The following is a 19,155-nucleotide window of genomic DNA, read 5'->3' on the forward strand; positions in this document are numbered from 1 at the left end:
TTCAGAAATTAATTATACTATAATTCTTCACAAAAATGACTTTTGTTTACAAAGTGTAAAGATTTTGTAGTATTAGATAAATTCCGAAACAAACGAAGACAAACGCACAAAGTAGCATTAGCTTGCTCTTTTTCAAGTCTTTTAATAAAAATTTATGATTATCTGCTAAAGCAAGTAATACTGTTGTAATAAACAGTTGATAAGTAAAAGTGTAGGTGCGCATTCCTGAAGCCCAAATCGTTGGTGAAAAACCTAACGCCATTCTGGCAGCGATTGCGATGAGTAGCAGATACGCAGCGGTTAGTTTCAGCCAACCACTTTCCATTACCATTACGACGCCTAAAATAAAGCAAGCTAAAGCAAGCGTTAACCAAATTTCCGCCTGCCAAGTCGCTAGCTCGCTCAATTGAAAAGTGGTGCCGTAATTATTAAAACTACTTAAAATATTGGCGATATAAGGCACTCTAGCAGCTAAAGTTTGTTGTAAAGGACCAAACACCAGCCATAAAGCTAAGGACAACCATAGCCAAATTTGTTGCCAAATAGCGGCTTTTTTCTTAAGAGCAACGATAATTAACACGACGATTAACACTAAGGTTAGGCGATTGCCATCAAAGAAAAGATTTCTGACGGTTGATGAGTAACCTAATTCAATTTTTCTAAAAAGACTTAATTTATTAAAATCAGGAAACCAGCGGGGCACTTCTTCCGCTAAACGCACCCGATTACCAGGTGCTAAAAGAATCAATAATAAATTGCCGATATTGATAATAAAATACGGGATAAATTTAAATACATTAACTTTTTTCTGAAAAAGGCTATAAAACAAGCAACCAGCAGTAAAAGCTAATAAGATTGCTGCCATTTGTTCACTGTTACTAGCGAAAACTAGCGCTAACAAAGAAAGCAGATAAGTTAAGATAAAAACATTTTTTCCATTTGCCAATTGTAGCAGTGGATAAACCACTAACCAACCAGCTGCTAAGACCCATAAATAGTTAACAGAAGTGGATATCCAACCCGTTTCACTAAACATTCCTAGTGGCATTTGATTAAAGAGCGTTACCGAAAAAATCAAGCCAATTGCCAGTGGTAATTTCTTCCTTACCATAAGCGCTGGCATCGCAATAATGATAAACATCGCCAGCGTATTGCCAATGCGCCAAAAAGTGTAGTGTTGCACACTGATTAAAACAAAAAACTCAATCACTAAGCGGGCGCTCCAAGTTTGATAACGATTAGCTAAAAACGCCCCGATATCACCAGAAAAATTTTTCATTAACGGCTCTAAAAAAAGGCTGTTATCATCCCCATAGCCCGTCAATTTAATCGAAAAATTAAAATAGATTAAATAAGCTAATAATAAGCATAAAAGAATTATCCCACTACTATTTCTGATTTTTTCATTTGTCGTTTTCATCTTTCACTCCAATTTCTAAAATAGATTATTTGAATTTGACAATTGTCGCGCCATTTCCACCTTGATTTCCTGGTGCAAATTCATAGCTGCCAACACTGCGATGATTTTTTAAATATTCGGTAATTCCTTGGCGTAACGCCCCGGTTCCTTTACCGTGAACGATAGTAACTTGCGGATAACCCGCTAAAATTGCCGCATCTAAATATTGATCGACTTCATTTAAAGCTTCTTCATAGCGTTTTCCACGTAAATCCAACTGAGTTGCTACATGGCTAGCGCTACCTGAACGCACGGTATGCACTACCCGTTTTTCGATTTCTTTTTGCGGATTTAAGGGGGTCATGTCGGCTTCTGCTACGGTCATTTTCAAAATACCTAATTGCACTTGCCAATCCTCACCGATTTTTTTCAGCAAGGTGCCCCGTTGACCATAAGTATCTACCATCACTTCATCGCCAGCTTTTAAGCGTTTTTGCGCTTTCGCTTTTTGTAAAACTTTATTTTTCTTTAAGTGCTCTTCTTCTTGTTTTAAATTAGCCAATTGGGATTTGGCATCAATTAATTGATGCTCTTTCACCCCACTTTGACCAGCTAATAACTGCATTTTGCGAATATCTGAAATAATTTTTTCCGCTTCGGTTTGTGAATCCTCGATAATTTGATTGGCTTGCTTTTTAGCTTTGGCGATTTCTTTTTCTCGTTCTTCAAAGAAATAAGTATACGCCGACTGTAATTCTTGATGTAGTTTTTCTGCTTCTTCCACATGATAACGGACTTCTAAATATTCAGTTTCCGCCATTTTACGACGATTTTCTAAGTCAGCAATCATTTCATTTAAATCCTGGCTTTCGCCATCCATGATTTGCTTGGCTTCATCAATCACGCTGGCAGATAAACCTAGTCGTTTAGATATTTCAAAAGCATTGCTTCGTCCAGGCACGCCAATTAATAAGCGATAAGTCGGACTTAAAGTATCTACATCAAATTCCATACTGGCGTTAATTGTATTTTGGCGATTATAACCATAAACTTTTAATTCAGGATAATGGGTGGTTGCCATCACATAACTTGATTTTGCTCCTAAATCGTCCAAAATCGCAATCGCTAACGCTGCACCTTCTTGGGGATCAGTCCCCGCCCCTAATTCATCAAATAACACTAAACTATTTTCATCAACTTTATCTAAAATACTAACAATATTAGTCATATGTGATGAAAATGTTGATAAACTTTGCTCAATTGATTGTTCATCACCAATATCTGCAAAAATTTCTTCAAAAATCCCCATCATACTTTCTTCGGCAACCGGAATTGCTAAGCCGGCTTGCCCCATTAGTTGCAATAAGCCTAATGTTTTTAAAGTGATGGTTTTCCCACCGGTATTCGGTCCGGTAATCACTACGGCTTGATAGTCTTTGCCAATCGAGATATCGTTGGCAACCACCATTTCAGCGGAAATTAAAGGATGGCGGGCTTTTTTGAAGTTCACATGATTTTCAGCGCTAATTGCTGGCACGATAGCTTTGATTTCTTTACCATAGCGGGCTTTAGCATTAATAAAATCAAACTGGGCAATAATATAAGCATTTTGTAAAATTTCATGACGAAAAGGAACTAGTTCAGCGGATAATTCCGCCAAAATCCGTTCGATTTCTCTTCTTTCAGCAATTTGTTGTTGCCGCAAACGATTATTTAAATCAACAATTTGTTTCGGTTCAATAAATAGTGTTTGGCCGGAAGCACTTTGATCATGAACTACACCACCAAAAACGCCGCGATATTCTTGTTTCACGGGAATTACAAAGCGTTCGTTCCGCATGGTTACAATGGCATCGCTTAGATATTTGGCATTTTTTCCCCGAACAATGCCGTCTAACTGTTCGCGAATACTTTGTTCACTGCGGCGAATATTTTGCCGCAGTTGTTTCAACTCAAGCGAAGCCTCATCAGTTACTCGACCGTCTTCATCAATCACTATTTTCAAACGTTGATTTAATTCAGGAATCGTCACTAACTGTTTTGCCCAGAAATATAAACGGTGAAATTCAATTTCACTATCTTCTAAATCGTTAAAAAAGCGCAGCACTTCACTAGTTGTGCTTAGTACACGGGCGACTTGCGCTAATTCCAGCCCGTTTAAATTAGCACCAATTTCAATCCGTTTCATATGGGGACGAATCGAAATTAACTTAGGAATCGGAATTCCGCCACGTAAACGTTGGACTTTTAACCCATCTTCGGTTTCATCTAATTGGGTTTGAATTTTTTCTGAGTCGCTTAAAGGAACTAATTTATCTAATTCATCCTGCCCTTGTTCAGTCACTAAATACTGCTGGACAGCTTTTTTTACTTTGGTAAACTCTAATGTCTCTAAAATTCGTAGATTCATTTTTTTCAGCTCTTTCGTATTAATGTATTAAATTTTCTTTTAAAATTTAGTTCTATTTTCTTTACGCATACCATCTCACTAGCTTGATATACGGTAAGTGGGACTGGCAAGCTCTTTCGTGTCAATGTATTAATTCTCTCTACGCCTATCATTCAGCTAATAAATTCTGGCATAGCTGTAGTTAAGGCATGGTACAAAAATCAAACTGACTTTTGCACCATGCCCTTTTTTTATCCGATAATATCTGTTACCCACAATTGCAGAATTTGTTTTGAAAAAATTGGTGTATGTTCTACGATTGTGCGGGCTAAGCCTGATTCAAACTGGCTTTGAATCATTGGTATGGGAATATAAGAAGCAATGGTTAAAATGAAAAAGATTCCTAAATAAACAACCACCGCGCATAAAATCCCACCAAGTAAACCGTCTAGTTTCTTAGCAACTGATACAAATAACAATTCCCTGAAAAAAATCGCAATAAAGCGGGTTGCTAGCCAACCAATCCCTAAAATCAATAGAAAGGCAACGCCAGCATAAAAAGCTCCTGCTAAATCCAACGCCTGCTCTTGCGAAAAAAAGACCATTTGGGAATCTTGGGTCGCTGAAGGATAAGGAATCAATAATTCCAGTTTTTCTCCTAATTCTCGATAATTCATACGGGCCACGATATAAGATATGAAATACCCCAGCGTGTAAGTTGCTTGTAAAACCAAACCACGACGGGCACCTGAATAAAAGGCAATGGCTAATAAAATTAAAATCCCAACTGTTAACATGGACCTGTCCTCTCATTTATAAAACTGCCTACTAACCTTCACTCCATTAGTAGCTACAGCTAAATTACTTAGTTTTGTGATGTTTTCTCTTGAATTTGTTTTTTGCGGTTTTCATTTAAAACTTGTTGCGCAACCACATGGTCAGTAATTTCGATATCTTCTTGACCGTTTTGTTTTAAGACTTCTTTCGCTTCATTTTCAATCGCTTCCATGCGTTTCACACGGTTTTCCAACTCAGCTAAACGAATTGCGTCTTGTTTCAACTTATTATTTTCTTTTTCTAATTTTAAAATTTGGGTTTGTTTATTTAATTGTTCAGAAACCGCATTAATCGCTAATAAAATAGCTGATTGCTCGCTAGTAATTTGTGGTGACATATGACGGATTTCATTCAATTGTTCATTAACTAAGCCAGTCACTAAATCCATATGATTTTTGCTTTGGCTGCCAATAATTGTATAAGCTTTATTATCAATGATCGCTTTATAACGATTTTTATTTCCTGACATGCTTTTTCATTTCCTTCCTAACTCATTCAGTTGTCGTATGAACTGCCTGACTATATAAACTTCAACCGAAGTATTTTCACAATTATACAAAAGTATCATTTACCATTTTATCACGAGAACCTTTAGGATAACACTAATTTCTGCTAAATTTCTCTTAAAAAACATTGAAATTTAATTTTTAGCTACTATTTTCTAAGCATTTTAAGGAAATATGCTATACTGAAACTAATATTTTTATAAAATAGGGAGATTTTGATGACAAATATTGTTTTAAAACCTAATCAAAAGACTTATCAAGAAATTTTAAACTACTATCAAAAATTTCGTTTAAATAAATCGGTACCTTACACCGCCTTAGTGGCTAAAAAAAATAATGTTAATATTGCCATTTACACTTCTGGCAAAGTAATGTTTCAAGGCAATCAAGCTGAAACAGAAGCTGAAAAATGGCAAGCTGCTACAAGTTCAGCTGCAAAGTCCACTAAACAAAGTGCAGCCTTGCCGGCAAATTTTGCCAATCTATCGGTGGTTGGCAGTGATGAAGTTGGCAATGGCAGTTATTTCGGCCCTTTAATTGTTTGTGCCGCTTATGCCCCACGGGAAAAACTAGCAACTTTAAAAAAATTAGGCGTTAGAGACTCTAAAGAATTAACTGATAAACAAATCAAGGAAATCGCTGTTGTTTTAGAAAAAGAAATTTCTTATAAACTTTTAACAGTAACACCAGCGAAATACAACCAAATTCAGCCTAAATATAATGCTGTGCATATGAAAGCTGTTTTGCATAACCAAGCGATTTTTCTACTATTGCAAGCAATTCAGCCTGAAAAACCGGAAGCAATCTTGATTGACCAATTTACCCCTGAAAAAAATTATCGTAAATATATCGCTCAGGAAAAAAATCAAGTGCCGGGGAAAATTTATTTTGCTACTAAAGGGGAGCAATATCATTTAGCCGTTGCGGCGGCTTCGATTTTATGCCGAGCAGCCTTTTTAAATGAATTAGCAAAGGCCTCAAAAGAACTAGGCTTTACTGTTCCTTCCGGCGCTGGCGCTACCGCTGACCAAGTTGCCGCTAAAGTTTTAAAAATCGGTGGTCAAGAATTATTACAACAACACGTTAAATTGCATTTTGCCAATACAGAAAAAGCCCGGAAAATTTTAGCAAATCAAAAATAAAAAACTAGTGTCCCCAGAAAGTTGTCTGGGGACACTAGTTTTTTGCGTATTTTTAAGCTTGCAATGAGTTATAAAAATTTTTTAATTTTAGCTTGGTTGCTTCTGATAAATTTTTATCAGGAATTCCTTCGATTGCCCCTTGAATGCCGTATAACATATGCAAACAGGCTTCATCATCAACTAAGCTGCGAATTTTAATAAAAGTTGCTTCCGCCCCAGTTGCTCGTAAGTCTTCAGACGTTTCAATGCCAACTTTTATTAAATTGCCTTCTAAAACTTTCCCAACATTTGGTAAATCAATCAATTTCCCCATAAAACAACCCTTTCTTCACAAAGTAAAAATTATTTTAATCTTTTATTCTTTTAATAAACCACCATTCAATGCCAACTGTATCATAGACTGTTAAAATCTGTTGCTTCCCATCAACGAAATAGGCTTGTTGCAATTCATCTAAATGTTGTTGTAGTAAATCAAAATTTTCTTCCTCAATACTTAATTTCAAGAAATCTAAACCGTGAACTTTATCAGTAGTTGCAGTAATGACACAACTTAAAGCTTCTGCTAAACAAAGAGAAAATGGTTTTTGCGTGGCTGCCACGATTTGTTGCCTTTTATCAATCACGCTCATCCCTAAAACATCTTTCAAAAAAGTCAGCTGTTCAGCATGATCAGCTACATTTAAGCAAGCACTGCCAAAGTGAACGCCATCAGAGAAAAAGTTAGCAACTTCAGTTGCAACAGCTTTTTCTGGATTGGTTGTTTCTTGCTTGGCTTCTTTTTTATAATAAACTTCAATTTCATTGGTTTCTGGATCTTCTAATAAAAAACCTAGACATTCATCATTATCGACAACTTTTTTTAATGGGTAATTTTGTGCTTTAATCCGCAAAAAAATAGCTTGCATTTCTTCTTCAGTTGGTACGACAATTGAAAAACGGGCCATTTTGCGGGTTTCGCCTTCATGGGCTTTTGCCCGGGGACTTTCTTCTAGCCACAGCATTTCACTATTTTTTTCCCCAGTGCCAAAAATTGCTAATTCATTTTCTTCTCGTTTTAAATGAAAGCCCAACATTTGATAAAATTGAATCATTTTATCACGGTCTTTAACACGAATTGCCATTAACTCTAATTGAGCAGTCGGATCCAATCGAAAAGTCCTCATTATTTTCTACCCCTCTTCCTCAAGTTAATTTTACCCTAAGCACCTAAACTTCGACAAGTAATAACCCTTTGAATCGTTAAAATTTTTCAAAAAAACTAAATATTTAAGAATTTTTATGAAAAAATCTAAAAAAAGTTAACTCTGTTGCTTCTAATTTACTTGATTTTGCGTCTGGCTATCTATGAAAGCTTGCACATTACTTACAGCAATCGCCATCAAACGTTGCCGAGCTTCAGTTGGCGCCCATGCAATATGAGGAGTGATATAACAATTTTTAGCCGTCAACAACGGGTTGTCAGCGGCAATCGGTTCTACCGAAACCACATCTAAACCAGCTGCCCGCAATTTACCACTGTTTAAAGCTTCCGCTAAAGCCGCTTCCTCCACTAAACCACCACGAGCGGTATTCAGTAAAATCGCGCTTTTTTTCATTGCTTGTAAAGCCGTTTGATTAATCATCTGTGTTGTTTCAGGGGTCTGTGGCACATGCAAACTGATAATATCGGCTTGTTGATATAATTCAGCTAAACTCACTTGCGTTAACCACTCTTCCGAAAAAGTTTTTGGTTGATGATTATAAAAAATAACTTTCATGCCAAAAGCATGAGCGATTTTAGCTGTTGCTTGCGCAATCTGACCAAAGCCAACCATCCCAAAAACCTTACCATTTAATTCCATTAAAGGATGCTTTGTAAAAGAAAAATCAATACAATTTTGCCACTCACCTGCTTGCACCGCTTGCTGATGCAAGCCCACTTGGCTGCAAATTTCTAACAATAAAGCAAAGGTCGCTTGAGCAACCGACTCGGTACTGTAAGCCGGCACGTTAGTAACCACAATCTTGCGCTCGCTACAAGCAGCTAAATCCACCACGTTATAACCGGTAGCTAAAACCCCGACATATTGCAAATTCGGACAAGCCGCCACCACTTCAGCATCAATCGGTGTTTTGTTTGTTAAAATGATTTCCGCATCGCCAATTCGTGAGATAATCTCGTCTTTATCAGTGTATGAAGTCCGATCATAGACTGTTAACTCAGCTAAATCACTAAAACCTTCCCAAGATAAATCACCGGGATTTAAAACATAACCATCTAAAACAACAATTTTCATTTTTTATAACTCCCTTTTTTACAAATTATTTTGCTGGTGCTGGATATTTAATGGCATTTTTGACTAATTTCTCAGCAATAATTTCATCAATATCAAAATTTAAATTATCAGCTAGCATATAAGAATAGATCAAAACATCTGCCAATTCTTCTTTTAAACGTTCAGTATTTTTTATAGCTTCTTCTGCCGAAACCCATTGAAATAATTCTAATAGCTCGCTGGCCTCTAAAGTTAGCGAAATCGCCAAATCTTTTTCATTATGAAAGGGACGCCAATTGCGTTCATCGCGAAATTGATTAATTTTTGTCATAGAATCCATCATAAGCACTCCTCATTCGTCTTATCGTATTCATTTTTTATTTTACTGAATCTCCTCAATTATTATATGCTTTTCCTAACTTAACAACAAGTTAAAACCAAAGCATTCTCTGCTACTATCTTAAAAATTATTTTGCTATAATTAACTTGTTAAGAGCTTTATATTTTTTATTTAGGAGGAAAAAGTGATGAAAAAATTTTTACTACTACCGATTGCGGCGTTAAGCTTACTAGCTTTTACCGAAAAAGCGGATGCTGCCGAAATGTACCGCTTATACAACCGTAACAATAGTGAACACTTCTATACTGCTGATCGCTATGAAAGAAAACATTTGGTGGAACTTGGTTGGGAATATGAAGGAATCGGTTGGGTAGCCCCTGAAACTGGCGATCCAGTTTATCGCCTTTACAATCCAAATTCTGGCGATCATCATTATACTTTAAATCAAGCTGAAAAAGATAATTTAGTCAAAGTTGGCTGGCACTATGAAAATATCGGTTGGTACTCTAGTCCTGAAAAGCAAGTACCAATTTATCGCGCCTACAATCCTAACGCCACAACTGGTAGCCATAACTACACTAAAAACAAAAACGAACAAAATAATTTAGTGAAAAATGGTTGGCGAGATGAGCAAGTTGGTTGGTATGGCATTTCTGAAACCATTATTGAACCGAATGAACAAGAAAAAGTGGATGCTGCAAAATTTGATCAATTATCTGAAAAACTACAAGTTTTATTAATAGCAACAACGGTTGATGAGCGTGCAGAAACCCCAGGGTTATTAGGTTATGTCCTTGGCTACAACTTTAATCAAGGAAAACTATACCTGCAGGTTCATTCAGGCGCTGGTTCGGGTCATCCTATTTTTAAAATGACTACTCAATCCATGAATATTATGGCAAATGGTGGTGTGGCCTGGATGGGTGCAGCATACGGCTATGAAACGGTAGCTATTCCTGAAGTTGCAACACCAAAATATAGCCTTTATCGTCAATATTTAAATAGCAAAAAAGATTATGATTCTGCTTTGGAGCAGGTTAAAATCAATGAAAACCTGACTGCAGCTAATTTTAATAACTTTGTTGCCCAAGCAAAATAAAATAACCGTCGATTAAGAGGCAGGAGATTTTTAGTCTCTGCCTCTTTTTCTACTATTTTATAAAAAAAGGAGTACGCCTTTATGAATTTACGAGAAAAAGCGCGCCAACTGCCTGCTTTACCAGGCATTTATTTAATGAAAGATTCTCGCGGACAAATCTTATATATCGGCAAAGCCAAAGCTTTAAATCAACGAGTCATCAGTTATTTTTTACCAGGCACCCCTCAATCTCGTAAAAATCAACAACTGATTTTTCATATTGCCGATTTTGATTATCAATTAGTAGATACTGAGTTAGAAGCTTTATTGTTGGAGCAAAAATTAATCGCTAGCTATCATCCGCCTTATAATCGCTTAATGAATTACAGCGAAAATTATGGCTACCTAGCTTTTCAAGACCATTTCAAACTTAGTCATCGACCTAGCGCTACCGCAGTGGGTCCTTTTGCACAATATAAAAAATTGCCAGAAGTCATCCAAGTTTTGACGATTTTATACCATTTACCTGATAAAGCCTGGTCGTCGCCTGCTGCTTTAGCCCTGCAAGAAAAGCGGCAAGCTCCCTTAGCTCAATTATCCGAAAGTCAGCTGCAAACAGAAATAAGCGCCATTTTGCAAGGTGGCGCTCAAGCTTTAACGCGCCTGCAACTACAACAAGCTTTTGCCATTCAAGAACAGGCTTTTGAATGGGCCCAACGCTTAGAGGAAGATAAAAAAATATTGTTAACTTTTCAAAAAAATGCCTTAACATTGCGAAAAATTTTACAACCTCTTCCACAAATTATTTGGGATTATATTACACCACAAGAAATTAAAGTTTTTCAAACTTTTCAAGGAAAAATTATCAATCAGCAAAAAGTTGTCTTGCAAGACGCGGTTGATTTGAAGGCTGTAACAACTGCTTTAGAAAAAACGCCCTTACCACCTGTCGAAAAGTTTATTCCTTTAAATGAATTGGATAGTCGTCTGATTGTCGCTCGCTACTTTCAGCGAGCTTTTCCAAAATGAAAAATCGTCTGAAAAAAATTCCAGACGATTTTTTATTATAAGATAATTTCATCAGCTTCTTTAGTCATTAAAATCACGCCATCGCCTAAAGGTAGCAGCGTTGATGTTAAATCTGGATGGGCCATCACCACTTGTAAAAATTCGTTTAACTTACGATGAATCGCCCGCTGACTGCGAGGGATTTCTGCAATCGGCTCTAAAATCGTGCCGGCTTGGAAAACATCATCCACCATTAAAACTCCACCATTACGCAATAAGCGTAAACATTCAGGTAAAAACTCAATATATTTCGATTTCGCACTATCCATAAAGATAAAATCATAAGGGCCTGTTAATTTAGGCAAAATATCAGCCGCCTGTCCTTCTAATAAGTTGATTTTTTCTTCGTTTCCTAAACGTTGATAAGTGGCTTTGGCTTTACGAATCATCACATCAAAACGGTCAATCGTCGTCACATGTCCCCCATCAACCAAATATTCCGCCATCAAACTTGAAGAAAAACCTACAGCTGTACCAATCTCTAAAATTTCTTTTGGCTTCAGTTGACCTAAGAAAAATTGTAAAAAGACTACCGTTTCATGAGGGATAATCGGCACTTCCGCTTGGCGAGATTCCGATTCCACTGCACCTAATTCTCCTGGCAATTGTTTTTGTTGCTCCCGCATAAATTCAACCAATTCTTTTTTAACAACTGGTCGATGCATCATTTCATTTCGCATATTTGATTGAGTCCCCTAGTTCATATTAATGTACTAATTTTCCTTTGAAAAATTAGTTTTATTCTACGATTTAAATCCTCAATGATTATAACACAGAGTCGCTAACAAAAAAAACAAGCAACAGGCAGAAAATTACAACGCCATTTGCTTGTTTTCAGGAAATTAGTAAAGTAAATCAACCAGTTCTGCCACAGTTACTTTACCAAAATATTTTTGCAAATCAATGGCTGCTAAAGAACTTTGTAAAGCAGCGGGCTGATATTTGACACCTACTAAATGCTGTTCCACATCCGCGATTTCCCCTAAGCCAAAGAAATCCCCGTAAATTTTTATATCTTTAATCTGACCCGCCACAACGTTTAAGCGGATATCAACAATTCCAATCGCTAACTTTCGCCGTTTTTCAATGTCAAAAGCTGGGGATTTACCGTAGTTCCAATCCCAATTGCGATATAATTCATCAGCGATTTTATTGATTTTTTGCCAATCGCTGGTGGTTAGTTGATAAGTTTTAACTTCTTCAAGCTTTGTAACGCCAAAGATTTTTAATAAAATATTTTGACGAAATTCATGGGTCGTCATTGTCTGTTTATCTTTTGGTAAAAATGGTTTGATATTGGTTACTCGTGAACGAATGGACTTAATGCCTTTTGATGCAATTTTATCGGGGGAAACTTTTAGCGCCTTGACTACTTCATCAATATCGCTATCAAACATGATTGTGCCGTGAGCAAACATTCTGCCAGCAGTTGCATACATAGCGTTGCCAGAAAATTTCAAATCATTAATCACTAAATCGTTGCGGCCTTTTAACTCCGCCCCTTCAATCCCTAACTCTTGCAAAGCATCAATCACTGGTTGGGTAAATTTAGCAAAATCTCGAAATGAATTGCCATCATCAGGCATAATAAAACTGTAATTTAAGTTCCCTAAATCGTGATAAACCGCACCGCCACCGCTTAAACGACGCACCACCTGAATCCCTTTGGCTTTTACATAGTCTAAATTAATTTCTTCCAATGTATTTTGATTGCGGCCAATAATAATTGCCGGTTCATTAATATAGAAAAGTAAAATCGGCTCAGTTAACGGCATTTCTCTTAATAAATAAGTCTCAATAGCTAAATTAAGCCGTGGGTCCGTTATTTCATTAGGCACAAAAATCATCACATTCAGCTCCTGTTATTCATTTTTAATTTAAATGTTATAACTGTGATTCACAGCTGCTAATTCAACGGGAATTTTAGTTCCGGCTGCTAATTGCGCTTCAGCTTGAAGCTGAGTTAAATCACCAAATTGCGGCAAATGAGTTAACACTAATTTTTTCACCTTAGCTGCCAAAGCAATTTCACCAGCTTCTTTTGAAGTAAAGTGAGCATGGTGCCTTTCATTACCGGCAAATAAATACGTGTCTGCTAAAAACAAATCGGCTTCTTTGGCAAACGGAACAAAGCTTTCCAAGTAACCTGAATCGCCAGTAAAAACAAAAACTTTGCCAGTTCCCCTTTCCACAAAACGCATCGCAAAGCAAGGGACTGGGTGAATCGTCTTCATAAAAGTAACTAAAAACGGTCCTAAAAGCAATTCTTCTGCTTCAAAATATTCTTGACCTGCTGTCACACCCGCTAAAGTTAATGCTTCAAAATGTTGTAAATCTTCTGTATGTCCGTAAATAGGTAGTATTTTTTCAGGATTACGTTTTGGATGTAGCTGCCAATAATATTGCAGGACACCTAAATCAGCAATATGATCGTGATGATAATGACTTAAAATTACGGCATCTAACGCCAATGGATCTAAAACTTGCTCTAACTGAACTAAAGTTGCACTGCCCGCATCTAATAATAGATTATAATCCCCAGATTGTAGTAAAAAGCTTGTGGTTCCTTGATTTTGATAAGGATACGCCCCTAAACAGCCTAAAACGGTTAACTTCATTCTGCTCCCACCTGACTATTAATTTTATTCTTATATTTATCCTATCATAATTCCGTCATTTTTGGCTAATCTTAGCTTTTATCATGATGTTTTAAATAGAAAAAAGCATTTAGTCGCAAGAAATCTTCTCAACTAAATGCTTTTTAAAATGATGAAAATTAATAGCTTCTAATTTCAGCTACTGTTGCTGCATCTAAGCGTTGCACTAAGGCTTTAACTAATTTAACGGTATTTAAATAATCATCTTCATGAATCATTGAAGTATGTGAATGTAAATAACGGACAGGCACAGTAATCGCAATTGATGGAATCCCACTGCGGGTTAAGTGCATTTGACCCGCATCTGTGCCGCCACCAGCGATTACTGTATATTGGAAAGGAATTTCCAACTCTTCTGCGGTTTCTGTTACAAAATTCAATAATTTTTTATGGGGAACCATTGAAGCGTCAAAAATTAAAACTTGGGGTCCTTGACCTAAAACTGAATCGGCTTCTTTCGGTGTCATCCCTGGGGTATCACCAGCGGTACCAGTATCTAAAGCGATCGCAATATCTGGATTAACGAAATAAGTGCTGGTGCGGGCGCCCCGCAAACCAACTTCTTCCATCACATCACTACCAGCAAACAAAGTATTAGGATGGCCTTCAGCTGCTAAATCTTCCAAAACGCGCAAAGCCACGGCGGTTCCGATGCGGTTATCCCAAGCTTTCGCTAATAAAAACTTAGTGCCGTTCATACGTTGATAATCAATATATGGTGTTACCATATCGCCAGGTCGCACGCCCCAGTTCTTCACTTCATCAGCACTACTAGCACCGACATCAATAAACATTTCCTTAATATCGTAAACTTTATTACGCGCTTCGACTGTTAAAACATGGGGTGGTTTACAACCAATCACACCATGAATTTTTTTACCTTCATTAGTAGTAATTTGCACTTGTTGCGCTAACATCACTTGGGCCCACCAACCACCTAACGTTTGAAACTCGATAAAACCCTTGTCAGTAATTTTAGTTACCATAAATCCAACTTCATCCATATGACCAGAAATGAAAACTTTTGGCCCAGCCTCTTGCCCTTGATGTTTGGCAATTACGCTACCTAAACCGTCAAATAAAATTTCATCTGCATATTCTTTTGCGTATTCTTTAAAAATTTCACGAACTTCCCCTTCGTTGCCGGGAACACCATTAGCGCTAGTTAACGCGATTAATAATTTTTCTTCTTTTGCATTCACAAAAATTCCGCCTCTCATTTTAATATCTTATAAATTATAGCATAAGTTTTGAAATTTTTAGTCCTTTATCTTTTTCCCTGCAAATTACCGCAAGTTATATTTTTTGTCAATGTTTTTGCTCGGAAAAATAGCAAAAAATTTTTTATGTTATTATTAGTTTTTTTTAGTCATTTAAAGGTCAATAATATCAAGGGTTTGTTAGGGGATGAGAAAACGTCATCACTAGATATAGGGTTATAATTAAAAAAATAAGAAAAAAAGCACTAGATATAGTTGGCAAAATGTTTTATGATAGTAGAGGACAAATTGAAGCGTGGGCTATTTTGGGCCCTGTGTTTTTTAATATTTAGGAGTGATAATCATGATGGAAATGAAACAAACAGCGGGGAAAATCAACTTTTCAAATACGAATATTTCAAACGTAAAAGTTGTTAAACGAGATGGTCGTTTAGTTGATTTTGATGACCAAAAAATTTATGATGCTTTAATCAAAGCTGAAGAAAATATTCATGGTGAAATCACCCCTTTGGTTCACGAACGAATTCAAGAAATTGTTTATCGAGTGGACCAAGAAATCAGTGAACGTTTTGCGAAAAACGTCAAAATCTATGAAATTCAAAATATTGTTGAACATACTTTATTGGAAAATAACGAGTATGATTTAGCGGAAGAATATATTAACTACCGCACACGTCGTGATTTTGAACGTAGCAAATCCACAGATATTAATTTTACCATTGCTAAATTAATAAATAAGGACCAAACAGTCGTAAATGAAAATGCCAATAAAGATAGCGATGTTTTCAATACTCAACGGGATTTAACGGCAGGTATCGTCGGCAAATCAATTGGTTTAAAAATGTTACCACCCCATGTTGCTAACGCCCATCAAAAAGGCGATATTCATTATCATGATTTAGATTATCATCCATATACACCAATGACTAACTGTTGTTTAATTGACTTTAAAGGCATGTTAAATGACGGCTTTAAAATTGGTAACGCTGAAGTTGAATCACCAAAATCAATTCAAACAGCAACCGCACAAATTTCACAAATCATCGCTAACGTGGCTTCTAGTCAATACGGCGGTTGTTCTGCCGACCGAGTGGATGAATTGTTAGCTCCTTTTGCTGAATTGAACTACCAAAAACATTTAAAAGATGCTGAAGAATGGATTGAAGACGAAAAACGTCGTGAAGACTACGCATTTTCTAAAACTCGCAAAGACATTTACGATGCAATGCAAAGTTTAGAGTATGAAATCAATACTTTATTTACTTCTAACGGTCAAACACCATTCACTTCTTTAGGTTTTGGTTTAGGTACTAGCTGGTTTGAAAGAGAAATTCAAAAAGCAATTTTACAAATCCGCATCAACGGTTTAGGCAGCGAAAAACGGACAGCAATTTTCCCTAAATTAATTTTTTCAATGAAACGTGGCGTTAACTTAGAGAAAAATGACCCTAACTACGACATTAAAACGTTAGCTTTAGAATGTGCTACAAAACGGATGTATCCTGATATTTTAAACTATGACAAATTAGTAGAACTAACAGGTAGCTTTAAAGTGCCAATGGGATGTCGCTCATTCTTGCAAGGTTGGAAAGATGAAAACGGCGAAGAAGTCAACGTTGGCCGGATGAACCTTGGGGTGGTAACTTTAAACTTACCACGAATCGCTTTAGAAGCGAATGGCGATATTGAGCGCTTCTGGGCAATTTTAGAAGAACGCTTAGGTATTTTGAAAGATGCTTTAGTTTATCGCGTAGAACGCTGTAAAGAAGCTTCACCTGCTAACGCACCTATTTTGTATATGTACGGTGCTTTCGGCAAACGATTAAATCGTCAAGATTCAGTTAATGAATTATTCAAAAATAAACGGGCAACTGTTTCTATGGGCTACATCGGCTTATATGAAGTGGCATCAGCTTTCTACGGTGGCGAATGGGAAAATAATCCTGAAGCCAAAGAATTTACTTTAAGCATTGTCAAAGAATTAAAAGCTCATGCAGATGATTGGGGCAACGAATATGGTTATCATTTCAGCGTTTACTCAACACCAAGTGAAAGTTTAACTGACCGCTTCTGCCGTCTTGATACTGAAAAATTTGGCGTTGTGGAAAATATTACTGATAAAGATTACTATACAAATAGTTTCCATTATGATGTTCGTAAAAATCCAACACCATTTGAAAAATTAGACTTTGAAAAAGATTATCCTAAATATTGTTCTGGTGGTTTCATTCACTATTGTGAATATCCAGTTTTACAACAAAATCCAGTCGCTTTAGAAGCTGTTTGGGATTACTCTTATGATCGTGTTGGTTATCTAGGAACAAATACACCAATTGATCACTGTTACGCTTGTGGCTATGAAGGAGATTTCAATCCAACAGCTCGCGGTTTTGAGTGTCCACAATGTGGCAATCACGATCCGAAATCTTGTGATGTGGTAAAAAGAACTTGTGGCTACTTAGGTAACCCGCAAGCGCGCCCTATGGTTCACGGTCGTCATAAAGAAATTTCAGCCCGCGTAAAACACATGAAATAAAAGAAATTTAAAAGGTGAGCCAAAAGTTCAAATAACTTTTTGACTCACCTTTTCCAAAATAATTTTAGCAGGAAATCACTTGATTTTAAGTTTTACTGCTTTTATTGGAGGCATTTTAATGAGAAATCCGCAACCTAAAGAATGGTTGGCAGCTGATTATAGTCAAAATTTTTACGGTGACTACAAGCCTTTCAATTTCGTTGATGGTGAAGGCGTTCGTAATAGCCTCTATGTCAGTGGCTGCTTATTCGCCTGCGAAGGTTGTTTTAATAAAGCTTTACAAAACTTTCAATATGGGCAACCTTTTACAGAAGAATTGTTAGAGCAAATAATTACTGATTTACAACCTGACCACGTTCAAGGTTTAACTCTTTTAGGCGGTGAACCTTTTTTAAATACTGATGTTTGTTTACAAGTGGTGGACAGAATCCACAAAGAATTTGGCAATACAAAGGATATTTGGAGTTGGAGCGGCTATACTTTTGAAGAATTATTGCTAGATTCCGAAGATAAATTAGCCCTATTAAAAAAAATCGACATTTTAGTAGATGGTCGCTTTGAGCTAGCCCGCCGCAATTTAAATCTCCAATTTCGCGGTAGTAGCAACCAACGAATTATTGATGTCAAAAAATCCCTAGCTGCTGGTGAAGTGGTGATTTGGGAGAAATGTCAGGATAGCGACGCTTATGAGCAAAAATAAATTTTAGCAGCAATTTCAACACAAAAAGGCCCTGTAGAAAAATTATTTCTACAGGGCCTTTTTCATCTATTTTTAAATATATTTACCAGCTTCAGCATCAACTAATAAAGTTAAATTAGGATGCATAGTTAAAATCGTTGATGGCACCTCTTCGGTAACTGGGCCTTCAACAAATTTCTTAATAATTTCTGCTTTGCTTTCGCCATTGGCAATCATAATTAAATGTTTAGCCGCCATTACACTTCTTGGCCCCATAGTAATATAACTATCTGGCGTATCAGCTTTATCTTCGTACATGCGGCTTAATAAATTTTTCATTGGCTCATCGCAAATCACTTCCGTTGTCCAATCGCCAAATTTAGTTGTCCCTGGTAAATTACCACAGAAATGACCATCTGCTCCAATTCCCATCAAGATAGCATCTAAGCCACCTGCTGCGGCAATTTTTGCATCTTGTTCTTTGAAGTTTGTCATATCCATTTTATGAATTTGTTCAGCAGCAATTTTCGCTGGATTAAAATACAATTCTCGTAAATCAGAAATCGTGATGCCTTCTCTTTGAGTAACTTTATATGGAATTTCATCAAAATTATAATAATGAACATGCTTTAAATAGTCTTTTTCTTTGACTTTATTAATTAATTCTTGATAAACACCTTTAGGACTATTTCCAGCAGTAATCGCTAAATTCACCCGCAAATCATTTTTAAACATTTCTGCTAACAGTAAGCTGGCACCTACTTGATTAAATTCTTCTGAACTACCGACTTTAATAATTTTCATAATAATTAATTCCTCCTAAAATTTTTATCCCTTAACTGTTACCTCTTTATCATACACTAATTAAGGAAAGCGGTGTCAATAATTAACTGAAATGATTTTCCATTCACAAAAATTCGCTAAATCCCTATATATTTTGTAAAAAAAGTGTTAATAAATGGTTACAAGCAATCAGTCTACAATAATTTTTATAGCCTTTTAAAAAAAATTACTTTAGAATAAGGAATGAAAAATAAGTTTTAAAGGAG

General features: G+C 36.4%; 18 protein-coding genes. 5 read left to right on the forward strand and 13 right to left on the reverse strand.

What is annotated here, in order from left to right:
- Nucleotides 1-46: 46 nt before the first annotated feature.
- The 4 genes from M2139_RS07700 to zapA all read right to left on the reverse strand — a co-directional run bounded on the left by M2139_RS07700 (nucleotide 47) and on the right by zapA (nucleotide 5,094).
- Nucleotides 47-1,420 carry a DUF6056 family protein gene (locus tag M2139_RS07700; protein ID WP_280738247.1) on the reverse strand — a complete coding sequence of 458 codons (1,374 nt, stop codon included), beginning with the start codon at nucleotides 1,418-1,420 and terminating at the stop codon, nucleotides 47-49.
- 25 nt (nucleotides 1,421-1,445) lie between these two features.
- Entirely contained in the window at nucleotides 1,446-3,809 is a 2,364-nt protein-coding gene (locus M2139_RS07705; protein WP_280738248.1) for an endonuclease MutS2, read from the reverse strand.
- 230 nt (nucleotides 3,810-4,039) lie between these two features.
- On the reverse strand, nucleotides 4,040-4,585 hold the full coding sequence (locus M2139_RS07710; RefSeq protein ID WP_280738249.1) for a CvpA family protein: 546 nt from the start codon (nucleotides 4,583-4,585) through the stop codon (nucleotides 4,040-4,042).
- A gap of 68 nt (nucleotides 4,586-4,653) precedes the next feature.
- Nucleotides 4,654-5,094, reverse strand: a complete 441-nt coding sequence (gene zapA, locus M2139_RS07715; RefSeq protein ID WP_280738250.1) for a cell division protein ZapA — start codon at nucleotides 5,092-5,094, stop codon at nucleotides 4,654-4,656.
- 255 nt (nucleotides 5,095-5,349) lie between these two features.
- Between zapA and rnhC the strand changes: the two genes are divergently transcribed.
- The gene (rnhC, locus tag M2139_RS07720) at nucleotides 5,350-6,273 is read left to right on the forward strand and encodes a ribonuclease HIII (RefSeq protein ID WP_280738251.1); all 924 of its coding nucleotides are present in this window, start codon (nucleotides 5,350-5,352) and stop codon (nucleotides 6,271-6,273) included.
- A gap of 52 nt (nucleotides 6,274-6,325) precedes the next feature.
- Here rnhC and M2139_RS07725 read toward each other — a convergent pair whose 3' ends face one another.
- From M2139_RS07725 to M2139_RS07740, 4 genes are all read right to left on the reverse strand, one after another.
- Nucleotides 6,326-6,586, reverse strand: coding sequence for a TfoX/Sxy family DNA transformation protein (locus M2139_RS07725; protein WP_280738252.1), 261 nt, complete (start codon nucleotides 6,584-6,586; stop codon nucleotides 6,326-6,328).
- Between the two features lie 34 nt (nucleotides 6,587-6,620).
- Complete coding sequence (locus tag M2139_RS07730; protein ID WP_280738253.1) at nucleotides 6,621-7,436, reverse strand: VOC family protein; 816 nt, start codon at nucleotides 7,434-7,436, stop codon at nucleotides 6,621-6,623.
- Between the two features lie 150 nt (nucleotides 7,437-7,586).
- Nucleotides 7,587-8,549, reverse strand: coding sequence for a D-2-hydroxyacid dehydrogenase (locus tag M2139_RS07735; protein ID WP_280738254.1), 963 nt, complete (start codon nucleotides 8,547-8,549; stop codon nucleotides 7,587-7,589).
- Between the two features lie 25 nt (nucleotides 8,550-8,574).
- Nucleotides 8,575-8,868 (reverse strand): nucleotide pyrophosphohydrolase, encoded by a 294-nt coding sequence (locus tag M2139_RS07740; RefSeq protein ID WP_280738290.1) that lies wholly within the window; start codon nucleotides 8,866-8,868, stop codon nucleotides 8,575-8,577.
- Between the two features lie 187 nt (nucleotides 8,869-9,055).
- Between M2139_RS07740 and M2139_RS07745 the strand changes: the two genes are divergently transcribed.
- Both M2139_RS07745 and M2139_RS07750 read left to right on the forward strand, forming a co-directional pair.
- On the forward strand, nucleotides 9,056-9,967 hold the full coding sequence (locus M2139_RS07745; protein WP_280738255.1) for a hypothetical protein: 912 nt from the start codon (nucleotides 9,056-9,058) through the stop codon (nucleotides 9,965-9,967).
- Nucleotides 9,968-10,048: 81 nt separating this feature from the next.
- Nucleotides 10,049-10,975, forward strand: coding sequence for a GIY-YIG nuclease family protein (locus tag M2139_RS07750; RefSeq protein WP_280738256.1), 927 nt, complete (start codon nucleotides 10,049-10,051; stop codon nucleotides 10,973-10,975).
- A gap of 35 nt (nucleotides 10,976-11,010) precedes the next feature.
- On the opposite strand, the gene M2139_RS07755 is transcribed toward M2139_RS07750, so the two are convergent.
- From M2139_RS07755 to M2139_RS07770, 4 genes are all read right to left on the reverse strand, one after another.
- Nucleotides 11,011-11,694 (reverse strand): O-methyltransferase, encoded by a 684-nt coding sequence (locus M2139_RS07755; protein ID WP_280738257.1) that lies wholly within the window; start codon nucleotides 11,692-11,694, stop codon nucleotides 11,011-11,013.
- A 162-nt stretch (nucleotides 11,695-11,856) separates the two neighbouring features.
- Nucleotides 11,857-12,861, reverse strand: coding sequence for a lipoate--protein ligase (locus M2139_RS07760; protein WP_280738258.1), 1,005 nt, complete (start codon nucleotides 12,859-12,861; stop codon nucleotides 11,857-11,859).
- A 30-nt stretch (nucleotides 12,862-12,891) separates the two neighbouring features.
- Complete coding sequence (locus M2139_RS07765) at nucleotides 12,892-13,632, reverse strand: MBL fold metallo-hydrolase (protein WP_280738259.1); 741 nt, start codon at nucleotides 13,630-13,632, stop codon at nucleotides 12,892-12,894.
- Nucleotides 13,633-13,790: 158 nt separating this feature from the next.
- The gene (locus tag M2139_RS07770) at nucleotides 13,791-14,873 is read right to left on the reverse strand and encodes a M42 family metallopeptidase (RefSeq protein ID WP_280738260.1); all 1,083 of its coding nucleotides are present in this window, start codon (nucleotides 14,871-14,873) and stop codon (nucleotides 13,791-13,793) included.
- Between the two features lie 361 nt (nucleotides 14,874-15,234).
- Here M2139_RS07770 and nrdD point away from each other — a divergent pair, with 361 nt between their 5' ends.
- Together nrdD and nrdG are read left to right on the forward strand one after the other, a co-directional pair.
- Entirely contained in the window at nucleotides 15,235-17,427 is a 2,193-nt protein-coding gene (gene nrdD / locus M2139_RS07775) for an anaerobic ribonucleoside-triphosphate reductase (RefSeq protein ID WP_280738261.1), read from the forward strand.
- A gap of 118 nt (nucleotides 17,428-17,545) precedes the next feature.
- Nucleotides 17,546-18,127, forward strand: a complete 582-nt coding sequence (gene nrdG, locus M2139_RS07780) for an anaerobic ribonucleoside-triphosphate reductase activating protein (protein WP_280738262.1) — start codon at nucleotides 17,546-17,548, stop codon at nucleotides 18,125-18,127.
- Between the two features lie 72 nt (nucleotides 18,128-18,199).
- Here the strand turns inward: nrdG and M2139_RS07785 are convergent, their stop codons facing one another.
- Complete coding sequence (locus tag M2139_RS07785; RefSeq protein WP_280738263.1) at nucleotides 18,200-18,910, reverse strand: glucosamine-6-phosphate deaminase; 711 nt, start codon at nucleotides 18,908-18,910, stop codon at nucleotides 18,200-18,202.
- Between the last annotated feature and the right edge of the window lie 245 nt (nucleotides 18,911-19,155).

Source organism: Enterococcus sp. PF1-24 (assembly GCF_029893325.1).
In the GTDB taxonomy this organism is placed as follows: domain Bacteria; phylum Bacillota; class Bacilli; order Lactobacillales; family Enterococcaceae; genus HY326.